Genomic DNA, 23,375 nt, shown 5'->3' with positions numbered 1-23,375 from the left:
CGCCCGGACCCGTCACACGCCCGCTGCGGCGTGAGGAGCATCTCGTGAGCATCTTCATCGACGAAAGCACCAAGGTCGTCGTCCAGGGCATCGGTTCCCAGGGCACGTTCCACGCCAAGCGCAACCAGGACTACGGCACCAGCATCGTCGCCGGTACCCACCCGAAGAAGGGTGGTACGACCTGGGACGAGCTCGGGGTCCCCGTCTACGCCACCGTGAAGGAGGCGGTCGAGGAGGCCGGCGCCAACACCTCGATGGTGATGGTCCCCGCGCCGTTCACCAAGGGCGCGATCCTCGAGGCCTACGAGGCCGGGATCCAGACCATCGTCGCCATCACCGAGGGCGTCCCCGTCCACGACATGACCGAGGTCTACGACACGGTCGTGCGTCGTGGCGGGGTCCGACTCATCGGCCCCAACTGCCCCGGCCTGATCAGCCCCGGCAAGTCCAACGTCGGCATCATCCCGGCCGACATCACCATGCCGGGCAAGGTCGGTCTCGTGTCACGGTCGGGCACGTTGACCTACCAGATCATGCACGAGCTGGCCCAGGCCGGCATCGGGATCTCGACCTGCGTCGGCATCGGTGGTGACCCGGTGATCGGCACGCAGTTCCTCGACGTGATCCAGGCGTTCGCCGAGGACCCCGAGACCGAGGCCATCGCGTTCGTCGGCGAGATCGGCGGGTCGGAGGAGCAGAAGGCCGGTGAGTGGATCCGGGACAACATCCCGGACACGCCGGTCGTCGGCTACATCGCCGGTTTCGAGGCCCCCGAGGGCAAGCAGATGGGCCACGCCGGCGCCATCGTCAAGGAGGGCGGTCCCGGCGGCGAGTCCGCCGCGGAGAAGAAGGAGATCCTCGAAAGCTTCGGGATCTCGGTCGCGATGAACCCCTCCGAGGCCGCCCAGCTCATGATCGAGCGTCTGGGCGACTGAACCCGCGGGCTACGGCCCGACGCTGGTCGAATTCGGCGCCCCGGCCTCGTGCCGGGGCGCCGTTCGTTCGTTCGCGCGGCCCGCAGCGCCCGCGCGTGGCAGGTCGATCCGGCGCTCGGAGTCCCGGTGAGCCTCCCGGTCGTCGCGGTCGTCGCGGTCGTCGTCGCGGGCGTTGCGTTCCGCGGGGTCCTCGATGTCGTCGAGATGGACCACGCGGTTGCGTCCGGCGTGCTTGGCGGCGTACAGGGCCCGGTCGGCGCCGGCGATGAGCTCCGCGCGGTCCATGGCGGGCCCCACGGTGGTCGCGACACCGAACGACGCGGTGATGGTGCCGAGGTCGCGACCGTCCTCGGCCCGCACCCGCAGCGAGCGGATGGCCTCGCCCAGGCGTTGACAGGCCTGGACGGCCTCGTCGGCGCCGGTGTCGACCAGCACGAGCGCGAACTCCTCGCCGCCGTAGCGACAGACGACGTCGCTGGCACGCAGCAGGCCGTCCGCGGCGCGTGAGACGGCGACCAGGACGGCATCGCCCGTGGGATGGCCGTAGGTGTCGTTGATCTTCTTGAAGAAGTCGAGGTCGAACAGGGCGACCGACAGCGGGCGGTCGTCACCGTCGGCGGCGTTGCGGTCGAGTCGAGCCACCTCCTCGCCCAGGCGCTGCTGCAGGAAGCGGTGGTTGGGGAGCCCCGTGAGGCCGTCGGTGGTCGCCAGTGCCTTCAGGTCGGCCTGCAGGCGGGTGTTGTCGAGCAGCAGCGATGCCTCGTCGGCGAGCAGGCCGAGCCGGCGCAGGTCGGCGCCCCGCAACGCGGGGCCTGCCAGCAGGGAACGCCCCACCTCGGCGCTGATGACGGCGAGCAGACGTCCTTCGGCGCGCAGGGGCAGCAGCACCAGCGGCGCGTTCGGGCCGTGCACCCGCTGGAGCGCGCCGGGGCGTAGGTCGGTGCGGCGCACCAGCGTCGGCTCGCGGCGCTCGACCGCGTCGGCCATGGGTGTCACGGCCGGTGAGAGCTCGGCGCCCTCGGCGACCGCGTCGACACCGGCCCGGCCGGCCTGGCTGACCGGCCGCAGCCGCACGTCCTGCATCAACCACACCACGGCGCCGCGGTAGCCGAAGTTCTTGACCATGGTGGTGGCCATGGCGTCGCAGACGCGGTCGATGCCGAGGCGCGGATCGAGGTCGCGGGTCACCTGACGCAGCATGGTCAGGTCGCTCAGCCAGCCGCGCAGGTCGCGCTCGGCGACGGCGCTGAGGCAGCCGACCAGTGCCGTGACGGCGCCGAGACCGACCAGCAGCCAGATCACCTGGTGGTCGGCGGACAGTGCCATGGCCAGGCTGGTGTCGCGCTCGGCCACCACGTCGATCGTCTCGGCGAGCACCGGCGGGGTCACCGAGTGGATCCACAGCACCGCCAGCGTCAGCATGATGGCGGCCCGCAGGCCCCCACCCCAGCCGAAGACGAGGGTGACCGCGACCGCCTCGGCCAGCACCAGCCAGATGAAGGGGCTGACGACCCCGCCCGTGACGGCCACGAGCACCGCGATCATGGCGGCGTCGACGATCGTGGTGGTCTCGATCGCGGCGCGCAGGGCTCGAGGATGTTCGGGGGTCAGCAGCGCCAGGGCGTTGACGGAGAGGTGGACCACGGCCGCCGCGCGCAGCAGCGTCTGGCCGGCCGGGTCGACCAGGTCGGGGCCGAGGGTGACCAGGTACAGACCGAACAGCAGGTGGGCGAGCAGACGCCCGAACGTGATGGCACGCAGCCGCGCTCGACGAGCAACGTCGTCAGAGGCGGTGGCGCTCACGTGCTCCCTCCTGCTCGGGCACCGCCGCTGCGGACATCGGCAGCGTTCCCGGCCGGAACCGGCGTTGCGCGATCAGGTAGCCACCCAGCGCGGCCAGCAGACCCAGTGGAATGCCAAAGGTACGTGCCTCCACGGGAATCGCTTCGACGACCGCGCGCCCCGTGTCACGCAGCAACTCGCCGCCGGCCCGCGTGGTGCGTCCCACGACGCCGAACTCGAGGGCCAACGCCTCGATCGACGGGTTCGAGGTAGCCGCCTGGGCGGGTGCGGGCGCTGGTGCGGCCGGGGCCGAGGCGGGCGACGAGCCGGGTGCCGGGGCCGTGGCGGAAGCCGAAGCGGAGCCCGATGTCGCGCCTGCGGACGCGCTGGCCGAGGTCGCCGTCTGGACGGCAGAACGGTTGAGGACGACGGCGTCGGAGGTGACCCGATCGGCGTCGGTGGGCGTCACCGAGCCCAGGACCGGCAGCAACCGGGCTCGTTGCCCGTTTCCCTGCACGCCACGGTCGCCCCGGTCGCGGTCGAGCCGCCCCCAGCCGTTGCCGTTGCGATCGCGGTCGCTGCCGCCCCCGCTGCCGACACTCGCCGCAGTGAGGAAGTCGTCGTCGGAGGCCGCGCGACGTGCGACGCGGTCGTCGATCTTGGCGGCCTTGGCGGCGGCGCCGTCCGCGTCCCCGGCGTTCGTGTCCGCCCCGGCCGGCATCCGACCGCCGGGCTTCGCCGCGGCCTTCTCGACCTTGCCGTCGGCCTTCGCGGCCTTCGCGGTGGCCTGCTCGTTCTTGGCCTTGCTCTGCCCGGGCGCCTGCGCGCGCGGGACGCCGCTGTTGCCGCGGGCCGGGGCCGTGCCGGCGTGCCCCTTCGGGCGCGCGGACGCCTCGGCCCGTTGCGCCTTGGGCTTCGGGCTCGCCTTGCCCTTGGCCTGCGTCTTGCCCTGCGCCTTCGGCTTGGCCTGTGAGGACGCGTTCGGTTTGCCCTTGGCCTTCGGTTGCGACGTGCTCTTGGTCTTGCCGTGCGTCTTGGCCTTGCCCTGCGCCTTCGTTTCGGCGGAGCGTCCGTGGCCGGCCTTGGCCTCGCTGGCGTTCCCGCCGCCATTGCCGTGACCTGGCGCGGCCCAGGCGGTCGCGGGAACGGAGACCAGCAGGCACGCCAGCACCGCGACCGCGGCACCTCGTCGCCGCAGCCGCTGGGACACCGATCCGGTCACGATTCCCCCGAAGGTCTCGCGCGTGCGCGCGCTGGCTGTGCCCGTTCTGTCGGCCGCCGCGGATCCCGACTTGAGCGCTTCGGTGTACCGACGGCCCCTGTCCCGGCGAGGAGCGGCAACCCCAGGGAAACGCTGGAGACACAGCGAAACGGACCCCCGGCTGGGGAGCCGGGGGTCCGTTCAAGCCGGGACGCGCGGGGCACGGCGTCGACCGGCACGTGAGCGACCCTTGGGGGAAGGGCGATGCTCACTGGCGCGCCACCCGATGGGGCGTCGGGCGAAGATCGGCGCGCTCTGACGGTCAGGGGCGGACCGTCACACCTGATTCAACGCGTCTGGCGGCGAAGAGGTGCCCGTCCGTGCGTCGGTCGCGCGACCGCGTCCTGCTGTCCTGCACCTGCGCACCACCATCCACCCGAAGCAGCGTGCGAGAACGCTAAGGACCGGTACGTCCGGGCCGACACGAACAACCATGGAGCGGTGGTTGTGGCGCATCGGTGTGGGGCTCGGGACGGCGTCCGTCGGAGCCCTCGTCTGGCTGCCCCTCCGGGTCGCCTGGGTGCTCGTCGGCGCGTGGGTCGTGACGGCGACCGTCGTCGGGCCGTTGGTGCTGCGGCCGCGGACTCGCCAGCCCTGGCACACCATCGCGCTCGGCATGGGCTGCTTCGCGGCCGCCAACCTCTGGGACCTGTTGCTCGACCCGTACGAGCGTGGCGGCATCGCGTTGGTGGTCAGCAGCGTCCTCTACCTGGTCGGCTACCTCGTGCTGGGGGTCGCCTGCACACGCCTGGTGCGGACGCGGCTGCCGGCGGGCGACCCCGAGGGCCGCATCGACGGCTGGCTCGTCACGGTCGCGATCGCCACGGTGCTCGTCGACGCGGCGCTTGCGCCGGGCGGCGGTGACGGCACCGTCCTGTTCGCGCACCTGACCTACGTCGCGGTCCCCCTGCTGACGGCCGCCGTCATGGCCAGCGCCATCCGCGTGCTGTTCACCGGGGCCCACCGAAACGTCGCGGCGTGGTTGCTGGTGGGCGCCGCCGCCAGCGGTCTTGCGGCGAACGCCGTCTACGTGCTCGGCCACGACACCTCGACGCCGCTGACGACGGCCGCGTGGCTGCTGGCCTACGTGTTGGTGGCGGTCGCCAGCCTGCACCCGTCGATGCGGGAGCTGTCGCGGCCGGCCGAGCCCAGCGAGGTGACCTCGCTGCCGTTCGGCCGCCTGGTCGTGATCGGCCTGGCACTCACGGCCGTTCCCGCGACGATGCTGCGCGCGCCCGGCCCTGCGGCGACGCGCGTGCCCGCCATCGCCGCGTTGCTGTGTGTCGTGCTGGTGCTGTGGCGGATGACCCGACTGCTGAGGGAACGCGAGTCCGCAGCCGCGCTGCTGCGTCACCGGGCGCTGCACGACGCGCTCACCGGACTGCCCAACCGTGCCTCGATCACCGAACGGCTCGAGGGCGCGGTCGAGCGGGCGGTCACCACGGGTAATCCGCTCGTCGTGCTCTTCCTCGACCTCGACGGGTTCAAGGCGGTCAACGACACGCTCGGCCACGGCGCCGGCGACCAGCTGTTGGCGGAAGTCGCCGACCGGCTGCGCCGCAACGTCCGGGTCCACGACGTCGTCGGCCGCCTGGCGGGTGACGAGTTCGTCGTGGTGTGCGAGCCAGCACCCGCCGATGCCTCGGATCTGGCGCAGGGGCTGCTCGACGCCGTGGCCGCGCCCTTCGAGCTCGAGCTCGGCGACGCCATCATCGGGGTTTCCATCGGCCTGGCGACGGCGCACGCCGGCGACACCCCGGACTCGTTGCTCCGTCGCGCCGACGAGGCGATGTACCGCGCCAAGCACGCCGGCAAAGGCCGCATCGCCATCTGTACGCACACCGCGGTCGCCGGCGTCTGATTCTCCGGGCCAGCCGGCGCCTCGTTCGGCATCGGGTGTTGCCGGACGGCTCGGGTCTTTCCTGCACGAAGTCCGGGAGATCGCACCCCATTAGGCTGCGACGGGCCGGAGAGGAGGCCGTCGTGCGCACATCGGCATCGCTGTCACGGACGCCCGAGGGGGCGTTGGCGGCGGCCGAAGCCGCGGACGCCGTCGCGGTCGCGCTCGGCGACCACTGCGACCTCGCCGTCGTGTTCGTGCGACCGGAGCACGCCGACGACCTCGAGGCGGTCGCCCTGGCCGTGGAGACCCGGCTCGAACCCGGCGTGCTCATCGGCGCGCTCGCCCAGGGCGTGGTCGGACCCGGGGAGGAGGTCGAATCCGGGCCGGGCGTGGTCGTCTGGGGCGCTCATCTGCCCCAGGGCCAGGTGCAGCCGTTCCGGGTCTGGTCGGTCCGCACCGCAGGTGGCGGTATGGCGGTCGCCGGCTGGCCGGACACCCAACCCGACGACGTCGTGCTGCTGTTGGCGGACCCGCTGTCGTTTCCGGCCGCCGAGGTGGCCGTCCGGGTCGGCGACCGTGGGCGCGGGCCCACCATCGTGGGCGGGCTGTTGACCGGCGGCGAAGGACGCAGCCGGTTCTTCCTCGACGGGCAGCTCCACGACGACGGCGCCGTCGGCGTGATCCTGCGGGACCTCGACACCACCCCGCTGGTGTCGCAGGGCTGCCGCCCGATCGGCATCCCGCTCACCGTCACCGCCGCCGACCGCAACCGCATCCTCGAACTCGGCGGTGAACCGGCCGCCGGCCGCCTGCAGGAGATGCTGCACGACCTCGACGACGACGAGCGTGACCTGCTCGAGCGTGGCGGATTGCAGATCGGCCTGGTGGTCGACGAGGTCCGTGACACCTACGCGACGGGGGATTTTCTGGTCCGCGGGGTCCTCGCCGTCGACCCCGCCCGCGGCAGCATCACGGTCGGCGACCTGCCGCGGATCGGGCAGACGGTGCAGTTCCAGGTCCGCGACGCCGAGACGGCGAGCGCCGATCTCGCCGCTGTTCTCGGGGACGCCGGACCGGCCGTCGGCACGCTGCTGTTCACCTGCACCGGGCGGGGAAGCGGCCTGTTCGGCATCTGCGACCACGACGTCCGCGCCATCGAGCTGGCGCTCGGCGGTGCGGTGGCGGGCGCCTTCTGTGCGGGTGAACTGGGCCCGGTCGGCGACCGGTCACACCTGCACGGCTACACCGCCTCGATGCTGCTGTTCGGCTCCGGGGAGGACGACACGCCCCCGGACTGATCGCTTCCGATCGGGACGTAACGCCGCCGAAACGGTCGGGACACGGCGGGGACACCGCGTTGCTCGATGCTGCGGTCGCCGCGGTCCCCCCGCGGACGGTGACGCGCATCGGCCGTCACCCGGCCCTGAGGCGTCGCGCTGCGCACGCCGGCGGAGGAGGACGACGTGAAGCTCGTCACGGCGATCGTGAAGCCCCACAAGCTCGACGAGGTCAAGGAGGCGCTGCAGGACCTGGGGATCCAGGGGCTGACGGTCACGGAGGTACGTGGCTATGGCCGCCAGCGCGGTCACACCGAGGTCTACCGCGGTGCGGAGTACACGGTCGAGTTCGTGCCGAAGGTCAAGCTCGAGGTGCTCGTGTCCGAACTGCAGGTCGGCGAGGTGGTCGACACCGTCGTCAAGCACGCCCAGACCGGACAGGTGGGCGACGGCAAGGTCTTCGTCACTCCGGTCGAGCAGATCGTGCGCATCCGCACCGGGGAACGTGACGACGCCGCGATCTGAGCCGGTGACCTCCGTCCCGCGCGCCGCGCTCGACGCGGATGGACCGTCCCGCCACGGGGCCGAGGCGGTGGTCGGCCGGCTGCGCGAACGTCGGGACACGCTGCACCGGGTCGGTCCGCCACCCGGCCGCGCCTGGTGCGAGGCCTGGAGCGATGCCGTCGACGACGCCATGCGGGAGCTGTCCGCGCCCGTCGTCGACGCCCACCGCCTGACGGTCCTCGCCGTCGGCGGCTACGGGCGGCGCGAGCTGTGCCCCGGCTCCGACGTCGACCTGCTGCTGCTGCACGACCGGCTCGACCAGCCGCAGCTGGAATATGCCGTACGCCGGATCGTCTATCCGCTGTGGGACGCGGGCCTGACGGTCGGCTACGCCGTCCGCGATCGACGCGAGGCCATCGGCGCCGTCGACGACGTCGACACGGCCACCTCGATGCTCGAGCTGCGCCCGGTGGCCGGTGACCCGGGTCTGGCCCACCCGGTGCAGGTCGCGGTGCTGCGTCGCCTGCGGCAGCGGCCGCACCGATTCCTCGAGGCGTTGCGGCGCGCCGACGTCGCGCGCCGACGCAAGGCCGGTGACGCGGCCGAAGCGATCGAGCCCGACCTGAAAGACGGTGCCGGTGGCCTGCGTGACGTCCAGTCGCTGTCGTGGGCCGCCGCGGCGCTGGTCGGTGCGAGCGGCCTCGACCCACTGGTTCCGGCCGGTTACCTCGGCGCCGCCGACCGGCCGCGGCTGGTGCAGGCCCGCGAGCAGCTGTTGGCGGCCCGCGTGGCGCTGCATCTCGCGGCCGCGCCGTCGGGGTCGGCCGTCGCCCGTCCCGGGAGCGAGGTGCTCCGACTCGATCTGCAAGAGGCGGTCGCCGCGCGTCTCGGGTACGCCGACCGGAACGCGCACCACCTCGCCGTGCACGAACTCCTGCGCGACCTCATCCTGGCGGCGAGGACCATCGACCACGTGCACCGCCGGGCGTGGTCGCTGATCGACGCCGACCTCGCGCGCGGTGCCAGGCGCCGCCGCCGGCCGACCGAACGCGAGCACGACGGGTTCGAGCTCGTCGACGGGGTGTTGCGGCTCCCCGAGGGCATCGACCTGGACGAGCCCGGCCTGTCGGTCCGGCTGTTCGTCGCGCTCGCCGACACGGGCGCGGTGCTGGACCGGGGCAGCGCCGCGCGGTTGCGCCGCAGGGTCGACGACGGTGGGCTCGCGCGCACGTGGACCGGCCCGCAGCGGGAACGGTTCCTTCGGGTGCTGTGGCGCGGCGCGGTGATGCTGCCGGCGCTGGCCGAACTCGACGACGTGGGAATCCTGACCGCGCTGATCCCGGAGTGGGAGTTGCTGCGCGGCCGTCCGCAGCGCAACCCCTACCACCGCTACACCCTCGACCGGCACGCCTGGCACGCCGCCGCGAACCTCGGCGACCTGGTCCGCCGCGAGCCGTGGGCGGCGGAAGCCCTGCGCGAGGTCGACGACCGTGAGGGACTGTTGCTCGGGGTGCTGCTGCACGATGTCGGCAAGGCGCTCGGAGAACCCCACAGCGAGACCGGCGTGCCGCTGGCCACGGCGATCGCGCGCCGGCTCGGCGCTGCGCCGGCCACGGTCGACCTCGTCGGCCGGCTCGTCGCGTTGCACCTGCGGCTTCCCGACGCGGCCCGCCGGCGCGATGTCTCGGATCCCGAACTCGCCCGCGCACTCGCGGCCGAGGTGGGCGACCGATCGACGCTGGCCTGCTTGCATCTTCTCGCCGCCGCCGATGGGATGGCGACGGGACCGACGGCCTGGAGTTCCTGGACGGCGAGCCTGCTCCACACCCTCATCACGAAAGTCAGCGCAGTGCTCGACGAGCAGGACGGCGACACCCGCGACGCGCAGCACGACGAGCGCGAGGCTGCCGTGCAGACCGTCCGTGAGGCACAGCGGCTGGCCCCCGAGCTGGGCGCCGACGCGGCCGCCGTGCGTGAACACCTGGCGTTGCTGCCGACCCGCTACGCCCGCTCGGTGTCGCCGCGCGCCGTGGTCCGACACACGCTCATGGCGGCGCTCGTCCCCGGCCCCACCGAGGTGCGGACCCGGGTGACCCCGGGCGGGGAGTCGTCGCCGGGCGAGGGGGGCGTCGACGAACTCGACGTCGTCGCCCTGGACCACCCGGGCTGGTTCGCCAGGGTCGCCGGCGTCGTGGCCCTGCACGCCGGTTCGATCCTGGCCGCCGACGCCTTCACCCGCGAGGACGGCCTGGCCGTCGACACCTTCAAGGTCCGTCCGCCCGAGGGGAGCGGTGGTGCCTGGTGGGCGGCCGTCGAAGGGGACCTCGCCGAAGCGGCCGCCGGCAAGCTGGCCATCCGCGCCCGTGTTCAGCGTCGCGCGCGCGGAGCCGGGTGGCGGGCCTCGCGAGCCCACGACATCCCGACACGGATCAGCGTCGAACAGGACGCCGCCGGCCGGTCCACCCTCGTCGAGGTGCACACCATGGACCGGGTCGGGGTGCTGTACGCCATCGCAACGGCATTGGCGGAGCTCGAACTCGACATCGTCGTGGCACGCATCCAGACCATCGGCCGTGAGGTGGTCGACGTGTTCGCGGTCCGCGATGCGGACGGCAACCCCCTCGACGCCGACCACCTCAGCGAACTCGAGTTGGCCGTCACCGCCTCCATCGACGAACTGACCGGAGGGTCCTGAGCTCCGTCCGGGTCGGTCCTGAGCTCCGTCCAGGTCGGTCCTGAGTTGCGTCCGGGTCGGTCCTGAACTCCGTAGCGATGGGCCATCACCGACACGGTCGTCGTCGCCGGGTGACGTCGGGACCGGCCGGCGCGCCCTAACCTGTGGGGTCGGGCGCGCCGTCTGCCGCCCGCTTTCCCTTCCCGCGGAGTGCTCCCGTGTCCGACGTCTCGTCCCAGCCGCGCCTCGAAGCGCCCAGCATCGCGCCCGCCGACGGCAAGCTCGGGGTCATCTGCGTCGGCCTCGGCGCCGTCGCCACCACCTTCATCGCCGGCGTCGAGCTGATCCGGCGCGGCATGGCGGAGCCGATCGGGTCGCTGAGCCAGATGGGGACGATCCGCCTCGGCAAGCGCACCGACGAGCGTGCGCCGGTGATCAAGGACTTCGTTCCGCTCGCCGACCTCGACGACATCGTCTTCGGCGCCTGGGACCCGTTCGAGGACGACGCCTACGTGTCGGCCGCCAACGCCGGCGTGCTCGACACCGCCCGCCACCTCGAGCCGATCGCCGACGCCCTGCGCGAGATCCGCCCGATGAAGGCCGCCTTCGACCCGGCGTACGTGAAGAAGCTCGACGGCCCCAACGTCATGGCCGACACCTCCAAGCGGGCGCTGCTCGAGGGCATCCGACAGGACCTGCGCGACTTCCGCGAACAGCACGGGTGCGACCGCATGGTCGTCATCTGGTGCGGATCGACCGAGGTCTACATCGAGATCGGCGCCGCCCACCAGGACCTCGCGTCGTTCGAGGCGGCCATCGACGCCGACGACGACGGGATCAGCCCGTCGATGCTGTACGCCTACGCCGCCCTGCTCGAAGGGGTGCCGTTCGCCAACGGCGCCCCGAACCTGACCGTGGACGTGCCGGCCCTGCGGCAGTTCGCCTCCGACAACGGGGTGCCGATCTGCGGCAAGGACTTCAAGACCGGCCAGACGCTGGTCAAGACCGTGCTGGCGCCGATGTTCAAGGCCCGCATGCTGGGGATGGCGGGCTGGTACTCGACCAACATCCTGGGCAACCGCGACGGTGAGGTGCTCGACGACCCGGAGTCGTTCAAGACCAAGGAGACCTCGAAGCTCGGGGTGCTGGACACCATCCTGCAGCCCGAGATGTACCCCGAGCTCTACGGCGACCTCCACCACGTGGTGCGGATCAACTACTACCCGCCGCGTGGCGACAACAAGGAGGGCTGGGACAACATCGACTTCTTCGGCTGGCTCGGGTACCCGATGCAGCTCAAGGTCGACTTCCTGTGCCGCGACTCCATCCTCGCCGCCCCGCTCGCGCTCGACCTGGCGCTGTTCCTCGACCTCGCCCAGCGGGCCGGGATGAGCGGTATCCAGGAGTGGCTGAGCTTCTACTTCAAGGCGCCCCAGACCGCGCCGGGCCTGTACCCCGAGCACGACCTGTTCATCCAGCAGACCAAGCTCAAGAACACGCTGCGTTGGCTGATGGGCGAGGACCAGATCACCCACCTCGGCGTCGAGTACTACGCCGACGACTACCTCCCCGAGCACTGACCCCGCCCGCGCTTCGGCCCGCCGTCCGGATCGTCTTCGGCGTGATGCCTCGGCGCGGTCGTGCGGCAGATCCGACGTGGGCCTCCGTCTGACCGCACCACCTCGTCGTGGCATCACCGCGTGCCCGCGGCGCCGTCGGCTGCTCCGGACCGTCGCGTCGTGATGTCTGGGCGCGGTCGTGCGGCAGATCCGAGGTGGGCCTCCGTCTGACCGCACCACCTCGTCGCGGCATCACCGCGTGCCTGCGGGGCCGCCGGCATCGAGGTCGAGGTTGGCCCCGGTTCGCGCTCGCCTCGATGCTTGGCGATCCGGCGTGGTCGAGCCGCTCGTCCACAACCAGGCGGCAGACGGCGGCGTCGCTCACGCCGGTGCGCGCGATGCTGGGGCCATGCCCACTGTCGACGAACGCGCGCAGGAGTTCGGCCGGGAGCAATACGGCCGTGTGACGCGCCGGCAACTCCGCGAGCAGGCCGGCGTCTCGGACTGGACGATCCGTCATCGGCTGACCGGCGCATCCTGGAACGAGCCGCATCCGGGTGTCATCGACCTGCGCACCCATACGTCGTCCTGGCGGGGGCAGGTGATGGAGGTGTTGCTGCTCGCCGGCGACGACGCGTGGGCCTCGCACCGCACCGCCGCTCACCTGCACCAGTTCCTCGACGTACAGCGGCCCGACCGCATCGAGGTGGTGGTGCCACGCGGCCGCAACCCCCGCATCCGTTCGACGCGGTTCCGTACCACGTCGTCGATCGGCGCCGACGAGGTCACCGAGGTGCACCGGCTGCGGTGCACGACGCCGGCACGGACGCTCCTCGACCTCGCGTCCTGTACCGCTCCTCGTGAGCTGGAACGCCTGCTCGCGGACCGGCTGCGACGGGATCGCGGGCTGCTGGACGAACTCCTCGCACTCGCCGATCGGCACCGCCACGTGCCGGGTCGACGCCGCCTGCTCGACGTCGCGGCGCGACTTCCTAGCGGCAGCGAGAAACTCGGCTCACCGCTGGAGGTCGCCGGGGTGCAGCGGCTACGTCGGCTTGGCGCGCCCCCGTTCGTCCTGCAGTTCGTCGTACGCGGCCCTGGCGGTGAGCGGATCAAGCGCGTCGACGTCGCCTGGCCCGAGCGGATGACGCTCCTCGAGTTCGACGGCGCCGCGTACCACGACCTGTCGGCGGCGCGACGCGAGGATGCCCGTGTCCGCGACCGCATGCGCGCCCTCGGCTGGCACGTCGAGGTGGCCCGCCGCGCCGATCTCGACGGGCCGGCTCTCGCCGGTTTCGTCCGCCGGCTGCGCGCAGGCTGACGCCGCCGCCGGATCCGAGGCACGCCACGCGGTGATGCCTCGGCGCGGTCGTGCGGCAGATCCGAGGTGAGCCTCGCCCTCACCGCACCACCGCGCCCACGCATCACCACGGGGGGTGGGGGATGGGCGCCGGTCGGCCCGGGTTGGCGCCGGTCGGCGCCCCGCGAGGGATTCGAGCGCGCCACTCGGTGATGCCTCGGCGCGGTCGTGCGGCAGATCCGAGGTGAGCCTCGCCCTCACCGCACCGCCGCACCCACGCATCACCGCGCAGCCGACCCCGCGGGCAGGATCAGACGTAGCCGCGGAGGCGGGCCGCTTCGGTGACGCGGTCGACGGCCAGCGCGAAGGCGGCCTCGCGCAGGGACAACCGCTCGCCGCCCCACGCCTTGGCGTCGTCGACGTGCTCGTCCTGGAACTGGCGGCACTGTTGGTAGGCGGTGCGCAGCTTCGCCTCGAGCCGGGCGTTGACCGTCTCGAGGTCCCAGCGCATGTCCTGGCTGTTCTGCACCCACTCGAAGTAGCTGACCGTCACCCCGCCGGCGTTGGCGAGGATGTCGGGCACCACCGTCACACCGCGACCGTTGAGGATCTCGTCCGCGACCGGGGTGACCGGATGGTTCGCACCCTCGATGACGATGCGCGCCCGGATCCGGTCGGCGTTGTCGTGGTCGATCACCTCGCCGAGTGCCGCGGGAATCAGCACGTCGACGTCGAGTTCCAGCAGTTCCTCGTTGGTGACCGGCTCGGTGCCGAGCATGCCGACCACGCTGCCGCTCTCGGCCAGGTGTGCACGGACGGCGGCGATGTCCAGTCCGTCCGGCTGGTAGATGCCGCCACGGATGTCGGAGACGGCCACGACCCGGTAGCCGTGTTCGATCGCGGTCTCCGCCGCCCACGAGCCGACGTTGCCGAACCCCTGGATGGCCACCGAGATCTCGCCTGGTTCGCCGAGGTCGAGGTCGCGGGCCGCCTCGTCGAGGACGATGACACACCCGCGACCGGTCGCCTGCTCCCGTCCCAGCGATCCGCCGAGCGCCACTGGCTTGCCGGTAACGATGCCCAGCGTGTGGCCGTAGCGGCGTCCGTACTGGTCGAGGATCCAGCTCATCGTCTGCGCGTTGGTGTTCATGTCCGGCGCGGGGATGTCGCGTGTCGGCCCGATGATGTGGCCGATCTGCTCGGTGTAGCGCCGCGTGATGCGTTCGAGGTCGACCTCACTCATGTTGGTCGCGTCGACCTGCACCCCGCCCTTGGCGCCGCCGAAGGGGACGTCGACCAGCGCGGTCTTCCAGGTCATCAGCGAGGCGAGGGCGCGTACTTCCTCGAGGTCGGCATCGGGGTGGAAGCGGATGCCGCCCTTGTAGGGGCCCCGGGCGGCGTTGTGCTGCACGCGGTAGCCGTAGTAGACGTTCCGTGCGCCACCTTCGCAGCGGACGGCGATCTGTACCCGCAGTTCCCGGAAGGTGCCGGAGAGCACCGCGATCGCCTCGTCGCTCAACCGGTCGATGACGGCGGCCCGCTGGAAGAAGTGGTTGACCGCTTCGAACGGGGTCATCGAGGTGGTGGCGTCCACGGTCGCTCCTGGCCGTCGTCGCACGACGTCTCGACGCGTCGCGCATGGGGTGCCGAGCGAAGCAGCCCGCCGCGCGCGGTCAAACGGCCGTCGGCACGGGGTCGGCCGACGCCACCGGGATCAGAGACCGGGATCAGAGGATGCCGCCCTCGGTCATCCGCTTGTAGTCGAGCACGCGGTCGAGCGTCGCCTCCTCGACGCCGTCCTCGACGGCCACCTCGCGCAACGTCTTGCCCTCCTTGTGGGCCTTCTTGGCCAGCGCAGCGGAGCGCTCGTACCCGATTTCGGGCACCAGCGCGGTGACCTGCATCAGGGAGCGCTCCACCAGTTGTGGGCCCTGCTCGGTCGCCTCGGTGCCGTCGAGGCACTTCTCGACGAAGACGCGGCTGACGGAGGCGAGCAGGCGCTCGGACTCGATGACGTTGCGGGCCATCAGCGGAATCATGACGTTGAGCTCGAGCTCACCGGAGAGGCCACCGACCGTGACGGCGGCGTCGTTGCCGATCACCTGCGCGGCGACCTGGCGGACCGACTCCGGGATCACCGGGTTGACCTTGCCCGGCATGATCGAGGAACCGGGCTGGATCTCGGGCAGCTGGATCTCGTACAGGCCGGTGCGCGGGCCCGACGCCATCCACCGCACGTCGTTGGCGATCTTGATGAGGCTGACCGCGACGGTCTTGAGCGCGCCGGAGATCTCCACCAGCGCGTCTCGGGAACCCTGCGCCTCGAAGTGGTCCTCGGCCTCGCGGAACGGCAGCTCGGTGCGTTCCGCCATCAGCTCGATGACGCGGTCGACGAATCCGGGCGGGCAGTTGAGCCCGGTCCCGACGGCGGTGCCTCCCAGCGCGAGCTCGTAGACCGAGTCCAGTGCCTTCTCGATGCGGGCGACCCCGAGCTCGACCTGGCGCGCGTAGCCACCGAACTCCTGGCCGAGCGTGACCGGTGTGGCGTCCATCAGGTGCGTGCGGCCCGACTTGACGACGTCGGCCCACTCGTCCGACTTGCGGCGCAGCGAGGCGGCCAGCTCCTGCAGCGCGGGGATGGTCTCGTACCTGGCCACGCGCGCGACCGCGACGTGGACCGAGGTCGGGAAGGTGTCGTTGGACGACTGCGACGCGTTGACGTGGTCGTTGGGGTGCACCTTGCCCGACGACAGGTCCTCGCCCAGCAGCTGCTTGGCCCGGTTGGCGACCACCTCGTTGACGTTCATGTTGGTCGAGGTGCCCGACCCGGTCTGGAACACGTCGACGGGGAAGTGCTCGTCGAGTTGGCCGTCGATCACCTCGTCGGCCGCGCGGCGGATGGCGTCGGCCACCTCGGCGTCGACGACCCCGGTCTCCTCGTTCGCGGTCGCGGCGGCCCACTTGAGCATCGCGTGGGCGTGCACCACCTCGAGGGGGACCGGCTGGCCGGAGACGGGGAAGTTCTCGACGGCCCGCTGCGTGCTGGCGCCCCATAGCGCGTCGACCGGGATCTGCATCTCGCCCATCGTGTCGTGGGCCGTGCGGAACTCGCCTGCCATGGTTGCCACCTCGTCGCTCGCCGGGCTGTGCGCGCTCGCATCCGCGGTCGCGCCTGGGCTCCGGCAGGCTAGAGCCGTCGGGACAGCGGCACGAAACGGTGCCCGGCCGTGCGGCCCCCGTTGCTCATCGGTCTGTGGAGTCGTTCGGCCACGACCTGGTCGAACGACTCCCCGAATGGCCCAGCGATGGCATGGCGTCGGGCGTGCCGGTCACGGCGGGTGGGGCGGGCGAGGCGGGTCGGGTCGTAGGCTCGCGGCCTCACCCCAGGAGGGACGACACGTGGAGCTCGTCGGCATCGAGGCCGTCCGCGCCGCCCAGCGGCTGCTCGAGGGGGTTACGCAGGTGACGCCGATGGAGCGTTCGCGAGCCATCGGTGCGGCCACCGGGGGGGACGTGTGGCTCAAGTGCGAGAACCTGCAGCGCACCGGCTCGTTCAAGCTCCGCGGCGCCTACAACCGCATCTGTCAGCTCTCCGACGACGAACGTCGCCACGGCGTGGTGTGCGCGTCCGCCGGCAACCACGCGCAGGGCGTCGCGTTGGCCGCCAAGCTGCAGGGCGTGGCCGCGACGGTGTTCATGCCCAAGGAGGCGCCGCTGCCGAAGGTCGACGCCACGGAGGCGTACGGCGCCGAGGTCCAGCTCGTCGGCGAGTCCTTCGACGACGCCCTGCAACGCGCGCTGGCGTTCGCCGAGGAGGAGGGCCGGGTCTTCGTGCACCCGTTCGACCACCCCGACATCATCGCGGGGCAGGGGACCGTCGGCCTGGAGATCGTCGACCAGCTCCCCGAGGTGGGGACGGTGCTGGTCTGCGTCGGTGGCGGCGGGCTGATCTCGGGTACCGCCGTCGCGCTCCGTGCGCTGCGTCCCGACGTTCGCATCGTCGGTGTGCAGGCGGCGGGCGCGTCGTCGTTCGAGCGCTCGCTGCAGGAAGGCACCCCCGTCGAGGCAGCGACCTGCGACACCATCGCCGACGGCATCGCGGTGAAGCGGCCGGGCGAGCTGACGCTTGCGCACGTGGAGGCCCTGGTCGACGAGGTGGTGACCGTCGACGACGAGGAGCTCGCGCGCGCCGTCGTGCTCCTGCTGGAGCGTGCCAAGCTCGTCGTCGAGCCCGCCGGCGCCGCGGCCGTCGCCGCGCTGCTGTCCGGCCGCGTCGAGGTGCGCGGACCGGTCGTGGCGATGCTCTCCGGCGGCAACATCGACCCGCTCGTGCTGCAACACCTCGTCACCGGCGGGCTCACGACCGAGGGCCGCTACGTGACGCTGCGCACCACCGTCCCGGACCACCCGGGCGAGCTGTCCCGCCTGCTCCGCCTCGTCGGCGAGCAGCGGGCCAACGTCGTCGGGGTCGCCCACCACCGGCTCGAGCACCGTTTGCAGCTCGGACAGGTCGAGGTGGTGCTCGAGCTCGAGACCCGCGGGCACGACCACGTCGAGGGGCTGCGCCAGGCCCTGGTCGAGGCCGGCTACCCCCAGCCCCGCCTCTGACGCTTCCGTTTCCCGCCCCCAGCGCCCCGTCGCCGTCGGTGATCGGTCGGGCGCGCGTCGCGAGATTCGGGCGCTCGGGCGTGCGTCTTCAGCGCACGGTCAGGATTGCAGGCGCGCATCGCGGACGTTCCTGTGCGGTTTGCCCGCTTCGTCCTACCTCGAGGTGCTTACCGTTCCACCCGGCGTGCAGGGGTCCGCGGGGGATCGGGCGCCGGACAGGGGAGGTAGGAACATGCGGAGATTGCTGCTTGGCGTCCTCACCGGGATGCTGGTCCTGGCGGGGACGCTGCCGGCGTCGGCGGCACCACCGATGCGCGAACCGTTCCGCGAGGAGCTCGCCGGCGCGACGAGCCCGGTCCGGTTCCAGTGTGGCGACGTCGTGATCACGGAGCGGTCGGGCGCCTACGTCGGATGGATGAGCATCAACGAGTTGGGCAACGGGAAGGTGCGCGCGCACTTCCAGGCGCGGGCCGTGGACGTCGGGGCGACCGACCAGTACGGGAACCGCTACCGGATCGTGGGCTCGGGCGGCGGCACGGCGCTGTTCTCCACCATGGAGGAGGCGATGGCCGACGAGGCCGAGCCGCTGAAGGGACACTTCGCCATCCGGCTCAACATCCTGCACGAGGACGGCGGACGGTTCGGCCGCGTGCATCTGCGTGGCCACATGCACCCGGTGCGCGGGTTCGTGATGACCGAGCGCGGCGACTGCGTGGAGCTGTAGCTCGAAGCGGGTCAAACGGGGCAGTTGCGGCATCTCGACGGGGTCACGCTGGGGGCGTCGGGAAGCACTGGGAGGGGGCGGCCGATGGGTCGCCCCCTCCGCCGTTGCGGCGGAGAGGTGCCCGGAGCGCTCCGCCGGCGCGGCGGCTGGGTACCGTTCCCGGTTCGGGAGCGCGAGAGGTCGACGGCGTGGACGAGCAGGACGGCGGGCGCCATCGGTGGGCGGCCCCCGAGGGCTCGGCCTGGACGGCCGACGACCCGCCGACGGTCACCCACTGGGGCGCCGAGGAACCGGACGCCGACGGTCCGCCGCCGCCGCCGTTCGTGCGGCGTCGCCAGCGACGCCGACGGGTGGCTTCGGTCGTCGCCGTGGTCGCGGTCCTGCTGCTGGTGCCCGTGGGCTTGCTCTGGGCGGGGGTCATCGACCGGCCGGAGCCGGAAGCGGCCGGACCGACCGGCGAGCCGACCCCGACCGAGTCGCCGTCCCCGGATGCCGAACTGCGGCCGCCGGACCCGGCCGACTTCACCGGCAGTGACGCCGACTTCGCCACCCTGCTCACCGGCGTCGAGGCGTCCGAGCGCACGATGCTGACGTTCCAGGAGGAGTTGGCGCAGACCTTCGAACTCGCCGAAGGCACCGACCTCACCCCGTTCTTCGCCGCCGTGCGAAGCGTGGCCGCGGCCAACGCGATGAGCCTGGCGGAGGCCCGCGCCGACCTCGAGCAACCGCTGGAGACCCTCGCTGCCGAGTCCGTCCGAACGGTCTATCTCGACCACCTCGACGCCTGGCTCGAGCTGATGGAGACGGCGGCCGAGGACCCGACGGTGTTCGGACCGGCCGGCGACACCGCCCGCTTCGACGTGGCGATCAACGCCACCGCGGTGGACTTCTCGCGCGCCCTGGAGGCCGAGCTTCCCGACGACGCGGCGCCCGAGATCAGCCGTCACGTTCGTGAACTGCTCGACCGCGGCTTCCGGTTCGACGGCGAAGCGCAGGCCTGAACAGCGCAGGCCTACGCAGCGTGCGATCCGTGTCGGTCGCAGAGGGGTAGCGGTGCGTGAACGGGCCGCCACGCGCAGTTCTCGTGCGTTTTCCTCAGGTCCGCCACAGGTAGCGCGGGCATCGTTGGGCTTACACAACCGTCCGTTGGAGCGCGGGGATGGGCGAGTACGCCGAGGCACCGAGGGGCCGCGTACTCGTGCTCGCTGCAGCGGATTCGACGCTGGCGTCGGCGATCATGGGGGTGATCGCCGACGCTGGCTTCGAACCGGTCGGTGTCGTCGAACATTGGTCGGACGCGCTCGAGTATGTCATCGACCAGCACATCGAGGTGGTCGTCGTCGACCTCACGATGGGGGGGCGGATGGGGACCCGCGTGGTGTCCACCATCCGGGCCGCCGGGGACTGCGAGGTGTTCGTCATCTCGCCGTTGCAGGCCATCGATGTGGCGTTGGCCGAAGCCGGCGCCGCCGGTGTCGTCTCTCGCGACGACCTGCGTCCGCTCGCCGCCATGCTGCGGCGTTCTGGGAACGCGCCGGCTCACCTCTGAGCGCCGTCGCCGGTCACGTTCGTGCGGGGCAGGCGCAGTCGGAAGGCCCCGTCGGAGTAGGCGAGCCCGCCGCCGTGCGTGCGCGCGATCTGGCGGGCGATCGGCAGCCCGAGCCCGGAGCCACCGCGCCCGTCGAGTGACGTGAATCGCTCGAAGACGCGTTCCTCGCTGCCGGTGGGCAGGCCGGGACCGTCGTCGGCGACCGTGACGGTCACGGCGTCACTTGCGTCGCTCACCACCACCTCGATGCGGGTGGCGGCGTGGCGGCGGGCGTTGTCGAGCAGGTTCGCGAGTAGTTCGCGGATGGCGTCCGCGTCGACGCGGACCTCGACGGCGTCGCTGGGGGCCGTCATCACGAGCGTCAACGCGGGCGCGAGGCTGCGGGCACGCTCGACCTCGTCGAGGCAGATCGCGGCCAGGTCGTGCGATGCGAAGGCCAGGTCGTGTCCCTGGTCGAAGCGGGCCGCGTTCAGCAGGTCGTCCAACAGGCGCTGACAGCGGGCGGTCTCGCGGATGACATACCCGAACAGCTCGTCGCGGATGTCGGGTTGGGCGGTCTTGAGCAGGGCTTCGACGCAGGAACGCAGCGTGGCGATGGGGGTGCGCATCTGGTGGGCGGCGTCGTCGACGAACCGGCGGGTCCGCTCCTCGGCCGCGCGCGCGGTGCCCAGCGCCTCCTCGAGTGCGTCGAGCATCGTGTCGTAGGCGGTGGCGAGCTGGCCGAGCTCGGTGTCGGGGTCGTCCGGGCGGAGCCGTTCGCCGGCGTGGCCCTGCGTCGTCCGCCCGGCGGCCGCCGCGACCTCCTCGAGGGGGGCGACGACCACGGCGGCTGCGCGCCGGAACAACACGGCCGCGATCGCCAGTGCCAGCACGGTGCCGACCAGCAGCAACGTTGCAGTTCGCGCCAGCGTCGCCTCGACGCCGGCGCTGGAGGCGTACACCTCGAGGGTGGTGCCGTCCTCGAGTCGCACCGGTTCGGAGACGCGGGGCGTGGGCATCGTCGTGACCGGGCCCGGGGGGCCTGCCCCGAAGCGCGGGGTCGCCGGTTCACCGGTCAGCACCTCGCCTTCGGCCGTGGTGGCCGTCACCGGCACGCCGAGCGCGGTCAGCCGTGCGACGAGTTCGTCGGCCGGGAGTTGCTCCCCGAGCTCGCGGGCCAGGTCGACGCGGGTGTCGAGCACCTCGGCCAGCGTGTCCTGGAGCCGTTCGCGCAACGTGAGGTAGACGAAGATGTCGAGGAGCGTGACGAGCAGGGCGAAGACGACGACGCCGGAGACCGTCACACGCCGGCGCAGCGATGGGGTCCGCATCAGTCGGCGGGCGGGCGCAGGCGGTAGCCCGAGCCGCGGACGGTGTGGATCATGCGGGGAAGGTGCGCCTCGAGCTTGCGGCGCAGGCCGCTGATCTGTACCTCGACGACGTTGACGTCGTAGGAGTCGAAGCCCCACACCGCGGACAGCAGTTGGGTCTTGGACAGCACCCGGTCGGGATTGCGCCCGAGCGCGACGAGCAGGTCGAACTCGGTCCTCGTCAGTTCCACCTCGATGCCGTTGCAGCGGACGCGCCGGGTGTCCTCGTCGACGAGCAGGTCGCCGACCTGCCAGGTGTCGGAGGTCAGCCGGCCGCTGCGGCGCAGCAACGCGCGGACGCGGGCGAGCAGTTCGGCCATCACGAACGGCTTGACGAGGTAGTCGTCCGCGCCGGCGTCGAAGCCGGCGAGGCGGTCGTCGGTGGAGTCGGCGGCCGTGAGGAAGATGATGGGCAGCTGCGCGTCGAGCTCGCGCAGGACCCGGGCGATGCTGAGGCCACTGGGGCCGTCGGGCAGCCGGACGTCGAGGACGGCGAGGTCAGGTTGGAACGCGGTGGCGGTGGGCCTGATGCGCATGCCGTCGGGCTCGTCGTGGACGGTGTAGCCCTCGTCCGCCAATGCCGAGCGCACGGCAGCGCGCAGTGCCTGGTCGTCCTCGACCAGCAACACGCGTGCGGCGCTGCCGCCCATCTACCCGCCCGTCGTCAACTGCGCGGATGCTAGAGGCCGCATGCGACATTTGCGGGCGAAACGACCGTTCTTGGTCGTGAGTCCAGAACGGCCATCGTCGCGGCAGTGCACCAGAACGCGTTCACGACCGCACCGGGGAGCCGGGTACCGGGGTAGTGCGCTGAAATGTGGTTCGTCGAAACGGCTCAGGGTGGGTCTTCATCAATTTTGAGGAAATCGCCGATGCCACAGCTTCCGCACAGGTTTTGGCCGCAGGCTTCCTTCAGATGTCGGTCACGGGGGCCGGCACGGGGTGTGGGGCACTGATCCAGCCGGCGGTAGTTGGTCGCCGAGTCGGCTGGGGAGCCAGGGGCGAAACCGACACACCTTCCCACGACCAGCGGACCGCAAGGCTCGCCAAGGGAAGGCACACACCAATGCGAAGCTCTCCGAGGCGGCGCTCCCGCCGCCTGTTCGCGGCCCTGACGGCTGCAACCATGCTCATGACGACCGCCGGCGTCGCAGCAGCAGACGAAGCCGACAACAACGCACTCGACTCCAGCGGCAACACCGCCATCGCCGAAGGCGGCTCGACGTCGATTCGATACTGGATTGTGCAGAAGGGTAATGACGGCGGTCCCACCGGCGGGCAGCAGGGTAACTGCAACGCAAGACCAGCTACTCCAACAACCGTGGCGATTCTCGCCCCGAGCGACGTCACGGTGTCTCCGTCGTCATTGACGTTTACCGAGTGCGGTGACGCAAACTCTGGCTTCCAAACCGTCAGCTTCTCGTCCGCGAAGGCCGGGTCGTACGCCATCACGCACCGGGTGACTGACACGAGCAGCGGGGAGACAAGCAACTCGGCGGACTTCACACTGCGTGTCACCGCGCCGGCCACGGCGGCGACCAGCCTTGGCTCGGTTAGCGGCAGCGGGACGTACGGCGGTGCCGGGACACTGACGGCCACGCTGACCGCTGGTGGAGCCGGCGTGAACGGGAAATCCGTTGCGTTCACCATCGGCAACTCGCCCGCAGGTAGCGCAACGACGAACAGCTCGGGCGTTGCAACGCTGACGAACGTTTCGTTGGAGAGCCTGGCAGCTGGTTCTCATTCGGTGGGAGCAAGTTTCGCCGGTGACTCCACGCACTCGTCGAGCACGGGCTCCGGCACCCTCGCCATCGCGAAGGCACCCACAACCACGACGGTGACCTGCCCGGCAAGTGTGGACTACTCCGGTTCGGCGATCACGCCGTGCTCCGCGCAGGTGACTGGCGCGGGTGGTCTGAACGAGACCTTGACCCCGGCGTACACCAACAACACCAACACCGGGACCGCGTCGGCGTCGGCGTCGTTCGCTGAGACCGTCAACTACCTGGG

18 protein-coding genes are annotated in these 23,375 nt (G+C 71.7%); 12 read left to right on the top strand and 6 right to left on the bottom strand.

What is annotated here, in order from left to right:
* The first annotated feature begins 44 nt into the window (after window positions 1–44).
* Complete coding sequence (gene sucD, locus ACERMF_RS11695) at window positions 45–935, top strand: succinate--CoA ligase subunit alpha (RefSeq protein WP_373669278.1); 891 nt, start codon at window positions 45–47, stop codon at window positions 933–935.
* Window positions 936–944: 9 nt separating this feature from the next.
* On the opposite strand, the gene ACERMF_RS11690 is transcribed toward sucD, so the two are convergent.
* Together ACERMF_RS11690 and ACERMF_RS11685 are read right to left on the bottom strand one after the other, a co-directional pair.
* Window positions 945–2,738, bottom strand: a complete 1,794-nt coding sequence (locus ACERMF_RS11690; protein WP_373669277.1) for a diguanylate cyclase — start codon at window positions 2,736–2,738, stop codon at window positions 945–947.
* The gene (locus tag ACERMF_RS11685) at window positions 2,719–3,939 is read right to left on the bottom strand and encodes a hypothetical protein (RefSeq protein ID WP_373669276.1); all 1,221 of its coding nucleotides are present in this window, start codon (window positions 3,937–3,939) and stop codon (window positions 2,719–2,721) included. Before ACERMF_RS11685 ends, ACERMF_RS11690 begins: the two co-directional genes overlap by 20 nt.
* Window positions 3,940–4,411: 472 nt before the next feature.
* Between ACERMF_RS11685 and ACERMF_RS11680 the strand changes: the two genes are divergently transcribed.
* From ACERMF_RS11680 to ACERMF_RS11655, 6 genes are all read left to right on the top strand, one after another.
* Complete coding sequence (locus tag ACERMF_RS11680) at window positions 4,412–5,839, top strand: diguanylate cyclase domain-containing protein (RefSeq protein WP_373669274.1); 1,428 nt, start codon at window positions 4,412–4,414, stop codon at window positions 5,837–5,839.
* A gap of 122 nt (window positions 5,840–5,961) precedes the next feature.
* Window positions 5,962–7,119, top strand: coding sequence for an FIST N-terminal domain-containing protein (locus ACERMF_RS11675; protein ID WP_373669273.1), 1,158 nt, complete (start codon window positions 5,962–5,964; stop codon window positions 7,117–7,119).
* Window positions 7,120–7,284: 165 nt separating this feature from the next.
* Window positions 7,285–7,623, top strand: coding sequence for a P-II family nitrogen regulator (locus tag ACERMF_RS11670; RefSeq protein WP_373669272.1), 339 nt, complete (start codon window positions 7,285–7,287; stop codon window positions 7,621–7,623).
* A 4-nt stretch (window positions 7,624–7,627) separates the two neighbouring features.
* The gene (gene glnD, locus ACERMF_RS11665; protein WP_373669271.1) at window positions 7,628–10,297 is read left to right on the top strand and encodes a [protein-PII] uridylyltransferase; all 2,670 of its coding nucleotides are present in this window, start codon (window positions 7,628–7,630) and stop codon (window positions 10,295–10,297) included.
* Window positions 10,298–10,494: 197 nt separating this feature from the next.
* Complete coding sequence (locus tag ACERMF_RS11660; protein ID WP_373669270.1) at window positions 10,495–11,856, top strand: inositol-3-phosphate synthase; 1,362 nt, start codon at window positions 10,495–10,497, stop codon at window positions 11,854–11,856.
* Between the two features lie 388 nt (window positions 11,857–12,244).
* The gene (locus tag ACERMF_RS11655; protein ID WP_373669269.1) at window positions 12,245–13,156 is read left to right on the top strand and encodes a type IV toxin-antitoxin system AbiEi family antitoxin; all 912 of its coding nucleotides are present in this window, start codon (window positions 12,245–12,247) and stop codon (window positions 13,154–13,156) included.
* Window positions 13,157–13,445: 289 nt separating this feature from the next.
* Here ACERMF_RS11655 and ACERMF_RS11650 read toward each other — a convergent pair whose 3' ends face one another.
* Window positions 13,446–14,711, bottom strand: coding sequence for a Glu/Leu/Phe/Val dehydrogenase (locus ACERMF_RS11650; protein WP_373669642.1), 1,266 nt, complete (start codon window positions 14,709–14,711; stop codon window positions 13,446–13,448).
* Window positions 14,712–14,862: 151 nt separating this feature from the next.
* The gene (locus ACERMF_RS11645) at window positions 14,863–16,254 is read right to left on the bottom strand and encodes a class II fumarate hydratase (RefSeq protein ID WP_373669268.1); all 1,392 of its coding nucleotides are present in this window, start codon (window positions 16,252–16,254) and stop codon (window positions 14,863–14,865) included.
* A gap of 280 nt (window positions 16,255–16,534) precedes the next feature.
* On the opposite strand from ACERMF_RS11645, the gene ilvA reads away from it, so the two are divergent.
* The 4 genes from ilvA to ACERMF_RS11625 all read left to right on the top strand — a co-directional run bounded on the left by ilvA (window position 16,535) and on the right by ACERMF_RS11625 (window position 20,016).
* Window positions 16,535–17,743 carry a threonine ammonia-lyase gene (ilvA, locus tag ACERMF_RS11640; RefSeq protein ID WP_373669267.1) on the top strand — a complete coding sequence of 403 codons (1,209 nt, stop codon included), beginning with the start codon at window positions 16,535–16,537 and terminating at the stop codon, window positions 17,741–17,743.
* A gap of 232 nt (window positions 17,744–17,975) precedes the next feature.
* Complete coding sequence (locus ACERMF_RS11635) at window positions 17,976–18,467, top strand: hypothetical protein (RefSeq protein WP_373669266.1); 492 nt, start codon at window positions 17,976–17,978, stop codon at window positions 18,465–18,467.
* Between the two features lie 188 nt (window positions 18,468–18,655).
* On the top strand, window positions 18,656–19,468 hold the full coding sequence (locus ACERMF_RS11630; RefSeq protein ID WP_373669265.1) for a hypothetical protein: 813 nt from the start codon (window positions 18,656–18,658) through the stop codon (window positions 19,466–19,468).
* Between the two features lie 158 nt (window positions 19,469–19,626).
* On the top strand, window positions 19,627–20,016 hold the full coding sequence (locus tag ACERMF_RS11625) for a response regulator (protein WP_373669264.1): 390 nt from the start codon (window positions 19,627–19,629) through the stop codon (window positions 20,014–20,016).
* Here the strand turns inward: ACERMF_RS11625 and ACERMF_RS11620 are convergent.
* A complete protein-coding gene (locus tag ACERMF_RS11620) occupies window positions 20,007–21,326 on the bottom strand; it encodes an ATP-binding protein (protein WP_373669263.1) in 1,320 nt (439 codons plus the stop codon). The genes ACERMF_RS11625 and ACERMF_RS11620 overlap by 10 nt on opposite strands.
* A complete protein-coding gene (locus tag ACERMF_RS11615; protein WP_373669262.1) occupies window positions 21,326–22,015 on the bottom strand; it encodes a response regulator transcription factor in 690 nt (229 codons plus the stop codon). Before ACERMF_RS11615 ends, ACERMF_RS11620 begins: the two co-directional genes overlap by 1 nt.
* 476 nt (window positions 22,016–22,491) lie before the next feature.
* On the opposite strand from ACERMF_RS11615, the gene ACERMF_RS11610 reads away from it, so the two are divergent.
* Window positions 22,492–23,375: Ig-like domain repeat protein (locus ACERMF_RS11610; protein ID WP_373669261.1), on the top strand; the 884-nt coding region annotated here is incomplete at its 3' end.

The organism is Egicoccus sp. AB-alg6-2 (assembly GCF_041821025.1).
Taxonomy (GTDB): domain Bacteria; phylum Actinomycetota; class Nitriliruptoria; order Nitriliruptorales; family Nitriliruptoraceae; genus Egicoccus.
Note: the sequence above shows the minus strand (reverse complement) of the source record. Positions and strands in the feature narration are given on the sequence as shown.